The following is a 10,535-nucleotide window of genomic DNA, read 5'->3' on the forward strand; positions in this document are numbered from 1 at the left end:
AGCCTTGTCGATGTTGTCGAAGCTGATGAAGTCGGCGAGCCCCTGGGCCGCCTGGATCCGCGTGATCGCGGCCGTCAGCGTGGTCTTGCCGTGGTCCACGTGCCCGATGGTGCCCACGTTCACGTGCGGCTTGTTGCGCTCAAACTTGGCCTTGGCCATTGGTTTGAATCCTCATTGTCGAGGTGGTGGAGAAATGGATGGCTGAATGGATTCCGCCCGGGCGGCGCGTGTTCAGCGCCCCCGGGCCGGCGAACCGCCTCAGCCGCGGCTCGGGTGGTCCGGCGTCTCCGCGCCGGGTCCCAAGAACAGCACACCTCACCGCCTCAGCCGCTGCGGCAAGGTGCTCGTGCCCCAAAAATCCGGGGGCAAGACGCGAAGAATAGCGACAGTTGCCCCAAACGTCAACCCCTGGCTGGCCTGGGCGTTAAAAAGGGCGGCCCCGGGGGGCCGCCCTTTCGTCCAGCGGAGCGGAAGCGATCAGCCGCGGACCTTGGCCACGATCTCCTCGGCCTTGCTCTTGGGCACTTCCTCGTACTGCGCGAACTGCATGCTGTACACGGCGCGCCCCTGCGACATCGAGCGGAGCGACGTGCTGTAGCCGAACATCTCGGACAGCGGCACCATGGCGTTGATCACCTGGGCCTCGCCACGCTGGTCCATCCCCTGGATCTTGCCGCGGCGGCTGCTGAGGTCGCCGATGACGTCGCCCATGTAGTCCGACGGGGTGATTACCTCCACGCTCATCACCGGCTCCAGCAGCACCGGCTGGGCGCGGCGCGCGGCCTCCTTGAAGGCCATGGACGCGGCGATCTTGAACGCGATTTCCGACGAGTCGACATCGTGGTAGCTGCCGAACACCAGCTGCACCTTGACGTCGACCATGGGGTAGCCGGCCAGCACGCCGGTGTCCATGGCCTCGCGAAGCCCCTGCTCGCTGGGCTTGATGAACTCGCGGGGGATCACGCCGCCCACGATCTTGTCCTCGAAGACGAAGCCCTGCCCCGGGTCGGCCGGCATCATGTTGATGACGACGTGGCCGTACTGGCCCGAGCCGCCGGTCTGGCGGACGAACTTGCCTTCGACCTTTTCCACCAGCTTGCGGATCGTCTCGCGGTAGGCCACCTGCGGACGGCCCACGTTGGCGTCGACCTTGAACTCGCGGAGCATGCGGTCCACCAGGATTTCCAGGTGGAGCTCGCCCATGCCGGAGATGATGGTCTGGCCCGTCTCCTGGTCGGTGTGAACCCGGAACGTGGGGTCCTCGTCCGCCAGGCGGCGCAGCGCCTCGCCCATCTTGTCCTGGTCGACCTTGGTCTTGGGCTCGATGGCGACGTCGATCACCGGCTCCGGGAACGTCATGCTTTCCAGCACCACCGGGTGCTCCGGGTCGCAGAGCGTGTTGCCGGTGGTGGTGTCCTTGAGGCCGATGGCGGCGGCGATGTCGCCGGCGCGCACCTCGGGGATCTCCTCGCGCTTGTTGGCGTGCATCTGGAGGATGCGGCCCAGGCGCTCGCGCTTGCCCTTGGTGCTGTTCAGCACGTGCGAGCCCGAGCTGATGACGCCCGAGTACACGCGGAAGAACGTGAGCTTACCCACGAACGGGTCGGTGGCGATCTTGAACGCCAGCGCCGAGAAGGGCTCGTCGTCGGTCGCGTGGCGCTCGATGGCCGCGTCGTCGTTCTCCGGGTCGGTTCCCTTGATGGCCGGGATGTCGACCGGGGCCGGCAGGTAGTCGATCACCGAGTCCAGCAGCTGCTGCACGCCCTTGTTCTTGAACGCCGAGCCGGTGAGCACCGGCACGATGGCGCCCGAGATGGTGGCGTTGCGGATGGCGCGGCGCAGCTCGGCCTCGGGGATCTCCTCGCCCTCGAGGTAGCGCTCCATCAGCCCCTCGTCGTGCTCGACCGAGCCCTCGACGAGCGCGAAGCGGGCCGCGGCGGCGCGCTCCTTGAGCTCTTCGCGGATGGGCTGCTCGACCCAGTTCTTGCCCATGGTGTTGTCGTCGTAGATCAGCTCCACCTGGCGAAGCACGTCGACGATGCCGACGAACTTTTCGCCGTCGCCGATGGGCAGGTGGATGGGCATGGGGTTGGCGCCCAGCCGGTCGACGATCATGGCCACGCAGCGGTCGAAGTTGGCGCCGGTGCGGTCCATCTTGTTCACGAAGCAGATGCGCGGCACGCCGTACTTGTCGGCCTGGCGCCACACCGTCTCGGACTGCGGCTCCACACCCGCCACCGCGTCGAACACGCAGACGGCGCCGTCGAGCACGCGAAGCGAGCGCTCCACCTCGACGGTGAAGTCCACGTGCCCCGGGGTGTCGATGATGTTGATCCGGTACATCTCGTCGAAGCGGGACCACTGGCACGTCGTGGCGGCCGACGTGATGGTGATGCCGCGCTCCTGCTCCTGCTCCATCCAGTCCATCGTGGCCGCACCTTCGTGCACCTCGCCGATCTTGTGCGTACGGCCGGTATAGTACAGGATGCGCTCGGTGGTGGTCGTCTTGCCGGCATCGATGTGCGCCATGATGCCGATGTTGCGGTACTTCTCGAGCGGTGTGGTGCGGGCCATTGGATTTCGTCTATCGGTAGCGGAAAACACGGGGCGCAAAGGGCAGTTTCGCCCTTCGCGCCGCCGCGGCTTCCTGATCGATCAATTCAGCCGGGCAAGCGCCCGGCCTGCCTTACCAGCGATAGTGGGCGAAGGCCTTGTTGGCTTCGGCCATGCGGTGCGTGTCGTCCTTCTTCTTGATGGTCGCGCCCTCGTTGCGGGACGCGGCCAGAAGCTCGGCGGCCAGGCGGTCGGCCATGGTCTTTTCGCCGCGGGCCCGGGCGTAGCCCACCAGCCAGCGCATGGCCAGCGCGGTGCGGCGCTCCGGGCGAACCTCGACGGGCACCTGGTAGGTGGCGCCGCCCACGCGGCGGCTCTTCACTTCCAGGACCGGCTTGGCGTTGTTCAGCGCCGCCTTGAAGACCGTTTCGGCCGGCTGGCCGGAACGCTCCTCGAGCGTGGTCATGGCGTTGTAGAAGATGCTCTCGGCCGTGCTCTTCTTGCCGTCGAGCATCAGCGTGTTGACGAACTTGGTCACCGAGTCCGAGCCGTAGACCGGATCCGGGATGATGGGGCGCTTGACGGCGCGTGTGCGGCGGCTCATGGCTTATCTCTTCCCCTTGCCGCCCTTGCCGGCCGGAGCGCCCTTGCCGGCGGGCTGGCCCGGCTTGGGCCGCTTGGCGCCGTACTTGGAACGGCTCTGGCGGCGATCGTTGACTCCGGACGCGTCGAGCGTTCCCCGGATGATGTGGTAGCGGACGCCCGGCAGGTCCTTCACCCGGCCGCCGCGGATGAGCACGATGCTGTGCTCCTGCAGGTTGTGCCCCTCGCCCGGGATGTAGGCCGTGACCTCGAACCCGTTGGTCAGCCGCACACGCGCGACCTTCCGGAGGGCCGAGTTGGGCTTCTTCGGGGTCGTGGTGTACACGCGCGTGCACACCCCGCGCTTCTGCGGGTTGTTGCGCATCGCGGGCGACTTGCTCTTGTTGATGAGCGTCTGCCGCCCGTGGCGGACCAGCTGGTTGATCGTCGGCATACTGGAAGAAGAACCTGTACAATGGACGAAAAAAGCAGGCGAGGAGCACGGGCTCCCCGCCGTCGCCAACACACGGTTGTGCGACAGACCGGGAAAAGTAAGGTGTTTGCTGGGGTACGTCAAGGGGCCGCGGGCACCTTCGCCCGCGGCCCCTCTCCGTCTCTCCCCGGCCGGACGCCGGCCGGCCACGATCAGAAGAAGACGGGCTCCTGGTACGCCCCGAACACTTCCTCCATCGCCGCGCGGATCTCGTACAGCGTGGCGTAGGCGCGGACGGCGTCGAGCATGGCGGGTACCACGTTCTCGGTGGTGCGCGCAACCTGCTTCAGGTGCTCCAGCGCGGCGTCCACCTGCGCCTGGTCGCGGCGCTGGCGCATGGCGGCCATCCGCTCGCGCTGACGGATCTCCGCTTCTTCGGTGATCTTGAGCAGCGGGATCTGCAGCTCCTCGCCTTCTACCGTGAACTCGTTGACGCCCACGATGGTGCGCTCTCCCCGCTCGATCTCCAGCTGCTGCCGGAAGGCGCTGCGGGCGATCTCGCGCTGGAAGTAGCCCACCTCGATGCCGGGCACCACGCCGCCCAGCTTGTCGATCTCGGCGAAGATGCGCTCGGCCTCGGCCTCCATCTGGTCGGTGAGCGCCTCGACGTAGTACGAGCCGGCCAGCGGGTCGATGGTGTTGGGCACCCCGGTCTCGTACGCCAGGATCTGCTGCGTCCGCAGGGCCACCTGCACCGCCCTTTCCGTGGGCAGCGCCAGCGTTTCGTCCATGGAGTTGGTGTGCAGCGACTGCGTACCGCCCAGCACCGCGGCCATGGCCTGGTAGGCCACGCGGACGATGTTGTTTTCCGGCTGCTGCGCGGTAAGCGTGACCCCCGCCGTCTGGGCGTGGGTGCGCAGCCGCCAGCTCTCGGGGTTCTTGGCGCCGAACTCGTCGCGCAGGTGGCGCGCCCAGATGCGGCGGGCGGCGCGGAACTTGGCGATCTCCTCGAAGAAGTCGTTGTGGACGTCCCAGAAGAAGGAGAGGCGCGGCGCGAAGTCGTCCACGTCCAGCCCCCGCTCCACGCCGCGGCGCACGTACTCGAGCCCGTTCTTGAGCGTGTACGCCAGCTCCTGCACCGCGGTGGAGCCCGCCTCGCGGATGTGGTAGCCGCTGATGGAGATGGGGTTGTACTTGGGCGCTTCCTTCGACGCCCACTCGAACATGTCCTCGATCAGCCGCAGCGCCGGCTCGGGCGGGTACACCCAGGCGTGCTGCGCCTGGTACTCCTTGAGGATGTCGTTCTGCACCGTGCCGCGAAGCTGGCTGAACGACACGCCCTGCCGCTCGGCCGCCACGACGTAGAAGCAGAACAGGATGATGGCCGGGCCGTTGATGGTCATCGACACGGAGACCTTGTCCAGCGGGATGCCGCTGAACAGCGTTTCCATGTCGTCGAGCGACGAGATGGCCACGCCGCACTTGCCCACCTCGCCCAGCGACCGCGGGTGGTCGCTGTCGTAGCCCATCAGCGTGGGAAAGTCGAACGCGACGGAAAGGCCGGTCTGCCCGCGCTTGAGCAGGAAGTGGTAGCGCTGGTTCGTCTCCTCGGCGGTGCCGAAGCCGGCGAACTGGCGCATGGTCCACAGCCGCGTGCGGTACATGGTGCCGTACGGCCCGCGGGTGAACGGGTACTCGCCGGGAAGGCCGATGCGCTCGGCGTAGTACGCGGCTTCTTCGGGCGCGGGGCGCGGCCGGTCGAGCGGTGTGTACAGCGGCTCCACCTCCACCCCGGAGACCGTGGTGAATGAGGCGTCGCGGGCCCCGGTGCGCTCGTACGCGCCCTCCCAGGCGGCCAGGTCGGCCTTCAGCCGCTCGATCTCGCGGTCCTTTTCGTCCAGGGCGCGGACCAGGTCGGGAGAGACGTTGTGCTCGACGGTGCTCATGTTGCTCCTCCGGCGGGGCCCAGCCCCAGTTGGTTCACGATGAGGTCGGCGACGGCGTACGGCGACACTTCTCCCCCTTCGAGCGCGGCGAGGTGCGACTCCAGGATCTGCTCACCCGGGCCCCGCTGCCAGGCAAGGCGACGCAACCGGCGCTCCACCACGGCGCGCACCCGCTCGGCCAGGCGCGCCTGACGGCGGCGGCTCAGCTCGCCCGACTCGTGCAGATACACCCGATGCTGGTCCAGCGTTCGCGCCAGCTCCTCGAGCCCCTCCCCGGTCTGCGCCACCGTCTTGAGCACGGGGATGGCCCATTCCCCGCCCTGCTCGGCCGCCGCCTTCACCCCTTCGCGCGCGGCTTTCTGCACGGACTTGAGGCTGACGCCGTGGTGGCCCGCGTTCGTGGGCATGTCGCCCAGGCGCATGTGCAGCATCACCTCGATCTCCTGCGCCAGCCGGTCGGCCCCGGGACGGTCGGCCTTGTTGATGACGAAGATGTCGGCCACCTCCATCAACCCCGCCTTCATCGCCTGGATGCTGTCGCCCGACTCGGGGACCAGGACGACGACGCTCGTGTCCGCCGTCCCCGCGATCTCCAGCTCCGACTGGCCCACGCCCACCGTTTCCAGCACCACGCGGTCGTAGCCGTACGCGTCCAGCAGGTCGGCGACTTCCTTCGTAGTCGTCGCGAGCCCGCCCAGGTGGCCGCGCGTCGCCATCGAGCGGATGAAGATCCCCGGGTCGGTGGAGATGTTGGTCATCCGGATGCGGTCGCCCAACAGCGCCCCGCCCGTGAACGGCGACGATGGGTCCACCGCGACGATGCCGATGCGCTCGTCCAGCGTGCGCAGGTGAAGCGCCAGCTTGGAGGTGAGCGTGGACTTGCCCGCGCCCGGGGGCCCGGTGATGCCCACGCGATGCGCGCGGCCCATGTCGGCGTGCAGGTCGTGGAGAACGCGCTCGAACCCCGCGCGCCCGTTTTCGACGATGGAGATGGCGCGCGCGAGCGCGGTGCGCTGCCCGGCGCGGAAGCCCGTGAGCAGGTCGGCGTGCGGCGCGGCTTGGATTTCGGCGGTCATACGAGGAAAGTGCCGAAAACGCTGGCTTTGTGTCAAGCGAGCGAACGATCGAACGGAGGGAGAAAAGTGCGTTAGTGCGTTAGTGCATTAGTGCGTTAGTTCGTGAGTGCGGGACTGGAACTACGACTGCCCGCTGACGGACTTCAGCGGGGGAGGACCAGGTAGCCCCCGATCTGCCGCACGACCGTTCCCGGCGTCGGTGGCATACGGTTCACCACGGTCGCCGTATCACCGACCTGCATCGTGCCGTCGGACATCCTGGGCCCGCCCACGGTGATGGTTTCCAGCAGGAGCTGCGCCCGGACCCGGCCCTGCGCATCCTCCAGCGGCACCAGCGCCACGGAGGACGGCAACTCGGCTTGGGGGCCCATCCACGCATCGCAGTCGCTCGTCCGCTGCGCCATCGCCTGCTGCCGGATGTCCGCCAGCGACACCTCCGCTCGCCATCCGCCGCCTTCCACACCGAGCCGCTCGCCGGCCAGCGTCACCCGGTACGCCGTGCCCTGCGCCTGGATCCGCGTGGCGTGCGCGTCCTCTGCCGAGACGGGGACGATCACTCCGCCCATCACTCCCGGAATTCCGCCCTCCCAGCGGATGGTGGCGGGGCGCCACGCCTCGTCGCGGCCGCAGCCACGGCGCAGGCCCAGCTCCCTGGCCACCTGCCACGGGTTGACGCTGTCCGGAAGCGCCGGGACGACGGCCATCAGCGCCCGCCGCCCGTGCGCTTCCAGCAGGTAGCGCATGCTGCCCTCGATCCGCTGATACAAGGCGCTGTCCAGCGTAACCGTGTCCACCGGCAGCCGCCGCGGGTCGATGCGGGCATCGGCCAGTGCCGAGCGGAGGCGGGCGGTCTGGTCGCGCTTGGACACGGCTAGGGCGCCCCACGGGCCGATGGCGGCGAGCACCAGGGCAGCGGCCATCACCATGGGGATGGTGGACATCAGCGGCGGACGCCCGCGGACCAGGCGGAGGGTGCCCAGGACCGCGAGGATGGACAGGACGACCAGGACGGCGACGCGCAGGTAGCGGAACTCCGTCCACCCGTACTGGCCCAGCCGCTCCAGCACGGCCCAGAACGCCAGCGGGAGCAGGGGAAGCAGCAGCGCCGGCATCCACCGGACCAGCAGCGCCAGCCCGCGGTGCTCCTCGTCGCCGTGCACCGGCTCCAGCAGCACCGCGCCCACGAAGGCGATCATCCCCGCCGCGATCACCAGCGGCGAGACGAGGTTCTTGGGCAGCTCGCCCGTCGCGAGCACCTTCAGGGCGTAGGCGTACAGGATCAGCAGGTAGATGACCAGCACCGGCGCGTACAGCCATCGCCCCAGCCGGCTGACGGCCAGGGGCACCCCGGGTTCCGACGGCGCGGCGATCACCCGGTGGATGCCGCCGACGAAGATCCACGGCGCCACCGCGAAGAACACCACGCCCGCCAGGTCGCCGAACAGGTGCTCGGGGGCCTTGAGATCGAACAGGTTCACCACGGCGCCGCACGCACCCGCCAGGATGGCGTACAGCGCCACGGAGTAGAGCACCACACCCACCAGCCGTTCCGCCAGCCGCCACGCGAACGACCACGAGCGGCGGCGATCGCGCTCGCGCCAGGGCAGCCCCGCGGTCATCCCCAGCGCCAGCGCCGCCGCGTCGGCCAGCATGAACCACCGCCACCCGTGGGCGGAGCGGTCAGGATCCATCCACAGCGCTCCGTACGCGGCGCACACGCACAGCACCACGGCCGTCGCGGCCCACCGCGCGGTCGCGGAGATGACGCCGCGCGCCCGCAGCACGCTGGCGGCGAACACCAGGGGCAGCGCGAGCACCACCGATGCCGCCACCCGCGCCCACCACGTCTCGCCGTCGGGGGAGTCGCGGAGCGAGATGGAAAAGGTGACGGACAGCACCAGGCCGAGAAGAACCTCGACCGGTGCGCTGGTGGCGGCGGCGCGCGCGTCGGCGGCGTAGGCGCGAAGCGTCCGGGAGAGCGGATTGGGCATGGGCGGGCGTGGGGGAGTTGGGAACGGCGGGCGCCACGCCTGAACGTGGCCGTGCGCAGCCGCCGGTGTCAACGACCGTGCACGTGGATGCCGTTCAGCCAGTGTCGGCGTTCAGGTCACTGAGGATACGCGAGATCGACGAAAACCGTCATGTTGCGTCGCGTGCCACCCAGTGCCTATCGCTCGCCGCATTCCGCGCCGTTGCTGAGGCCCTTTCCATCTGCCGGATTTTGTGACATGCTTCTGCCGGGTGCGCCGTCACATTTTGCAAATCGAGGATGGATGGCGGATCGCACGGTCCTGCTGATCGGCGACGATGCGGAGGTACGCGACGCCGTGCGCGCCGCCTGCGAGCGTGCGGGCGCGGCGTTGAGCGCGGCGGCGACGCTCGGGGACGGATTGCGCGCGCTCTCCGCCACGCGGCACGATGCGACGGTGCTGCTGGCGTCGGCGGTGGACGAGGACGGGGCGGTCATCCGCCGGATCGCGGCGACGCAGAACGCGGGAACGCTGGTGCTGGTGGCCCGCGCCCCGTCGCTGCGCCTGGCCATCGAGGCCCCGCGCCTGGGCGCGGCCGAGCTGCTGACCGTTCCGCTGGACGCGGACCGGCTGGCCGCCCTGCTCTCCCCCGCCCCGCCCGCCGGCGACGTCGTCCCGCTTCCCCGGCTGACGCCCGCATCCGGGGACGACCTGGTGGGGAGCAGCCCGGCGCTGATCGAGGCGTTCCAGACCGTCGGCAGGGTAGCGGGGAGTGATGCCACGGTGCTGGTGACAGGCGAGTCGGGCACCGGAAAGGAGCTGGTCGCCCGCGCGCTGCATGCCGCGAGCGGGCGGGCGGGCGGCGCCTTCGTGGCCGTCAACTGCGCCGCGATTCCCGAGGATCTGCTGGAAAGCGAGCTGTTCGGGCACGAGCGCGGCGCGTTCACGGGCGCCGTAGCGCGCAAGGTGGGCCGGTTCGAGCGGGCGAACGGCGGCACGCTGTTCCTGGACGAGATTGGCGACATGAGCCTGGTGCTGCAGGCCAAGATCCTCCGGGCCCTGCAGGAGCGGGAGATCGAGCGGCTGGGCGGCACTGACCGCATTCGCCTGGACGTGCGCGTGGTGGCGGCAACCCACCGCGACCTGCCCTCGCTGATCGCCTCGGGCGACTTTCGCGAAGACCTGTTCTATCGACTGGCGGTGGTGAGGCTGCACCTGCCGGCCCTGCGCGAGCGCCCCGGCGACGTGCGCGCCCTGGCGCTGCACTACGCGGCGCGCTTCGCGGGCGAGCACGGGCGGGAGATGCGCGGCATCGCCGACGCGGCCGTGCGCAGCCTGGAGGCCCGCGCGTGGCCAGGCAACGTCCGCGAGCTGCGCAACGTGCTGGAGCGCGCGGTGCTGCTGGCCCCGGGCGACGTGTTGCAGGTGGAGCACCTTCAGCTTGGGCCCGCGGCGGCTCCGGCAAAGGCGGCGGAGGGTGCGGCCGAGTCGCTGCCCGGCTACTCCCTGGGGATGACGATGGCGCAGGTGGAGGCGCTGCACATCGGCCAGGTGCTGCGGCAGGTGGACGGGCACTTCGGGCGCGCCGCCGAGATCCTGGACATGCACCGCAACACCGTTTCGCGCAAAGCCATCGAGTATGGTGTGATCCCGGGGTGACGAGGCGCGCTCCGCCAGGAATCACCGTACGGGCCGGCGCCCCCCATCCCCAACCCTTCCCCCGCAAACTGCGCGGGGGAAGGGAGCCAGTGTGGCGCGTCACCGAAGCTCTCGCGCGACCACGACCTGTCATCCTGAGGCCCAGGCGCACCCGACCGGCCGTAGCACTTTATTACGCGGGCCGAAGGATCCAGCCTGGGGCACGTACAAACTGGGGCGCGGCAGCGGTCACCGTTGCCGAGGCCTCGGCTGCCGTGGGGCCCTCACCCCGCCGCGCTGACACGCGTGCGACCCTCTCCCACAAACAGCGTGGGAG

Annotated in this window: 8 protein-coding genes; 1 reads left to right on the forward strand and 7 read right to left on the reverse strand. The window is 69.5% G+C overall.

The annotated features are described in order from the left end of the window. The 7 genes from VF632_RS00005 to VF632_RS00035 all read right to left on the reverse strand — a co-directional run. The coding region (locus tag VF632_RS00005; RefSeq protein ID WP_331020782.1) for a GTP-binding protein at window positions 1-159 on the reverse strand (159 nt) is incomplete at its 3' end. Window positions 160-477: 318 nt separating this feature from the next. Then, window positions 478-2,574 (reverse strand): elongation factor G, encoded by a 2,097-nt coding sequence (fusA, locus tag VF632_RS00010; protein WP_331020775.1) that lies wholly within the window; start codon window positions 2,572-2,574, stop codon window positions 478-480. Between the two features lie 112 nt (window positions 2,575-2,686). Next, window positions 2,687-3,157: a 30S ribosomal protein S7 gene (gene rpsG / locus VF632_RS00015; RefSeq protein ID WP_331020776.1), complete on the reverse strand. Its 471-nt coding sequence runs from the start codon at window positions 3,155-3,157 to the stop codon at window positions 2,687-2,689. 3 nt (window positions 3,158-3,160) lie between these two features. Next, the gene (rpsL, locus tag VF632_RS00020; RefSeq protein ID WP_331020777.1) at window positions 3,161-3,589 is read right to left on the reverse strand and encodes a 30S ribosomal protein S12; all 429 of its coding nucleotides are present in this window, start codon (window positions 3,587-3,589) and stop codon (window positions 3,161-3,163) included. A 191-nt stretch (window positions 3,590-3,780) separates the two neighbouring features. Continuing rightward, the gene (locus tag VF632_RS00025) at window positions 3,781-5,439 is read right to left on the reverse strand and encodes an acyl-CoA mutase large subunit family protein (RefSeq protein WP_414682872.1); all 1,659 of its coding nucleotides are present in this window, start codon (window positions 5,437-5,439) and stop codon (window positions 3,781-3,783) included. A 71-nt stretch (window positions 5,440-5,510) separates the two neighbouring features. Continuing rightward, window positions 5,511-6,590, reverse strand: a complete 1,080-nt coding sequence (gene meaB / locus VF632_RS00030; protein WP_331020779.1) for a methylmalonyl Co-A mutase-associated GTPase MeaB — start codon at window positions 6,588-6,590, stop codon at window positions 5,511-5,513. A gap of 143 nt (window positions 6,591-6,733) precedes the next feature. Then, window positions 6,734-8,581, reverse strand: a complete 1,848-nt coding sequence (locus VF632_RS00035; protein WP_331020780.1) for a DUF4153 domain-containing protein — start codon at window positions 8,579-8,581, stop codon at window positions 6,734-6,736. Between the two features lie 282 nt (window positions 8,582-8,863). Here VF632_RS00035 and VF632_RS00040 point away from each other — a divergent pair, with 282 nt between their 5' ends. Next, the gene (locus tag VF632_RS00040; protein ID WP_331020781.1) at window positions 8,864-10,219 is read left to right on the forward strand and encodes a sigma-54 dependent transcriptional regulator; all 1,356 of its coding nucleotides are present in this window, start codon (window positions 8,864-8,866) and stop codon (window positions 10,217-10,219) included. Window positions 10,220-10,535 lie beyond the last annotated feature (316 nt).

It is taken from the genome of Longimicrobium sp., from assembly GCF_036388275.1.
Lineage (GTDB): Bacteria > Gemmatimonadota > Gemmatimonadetes > Longimicrobiales > Longimicrobiaceae > Longimicrobium.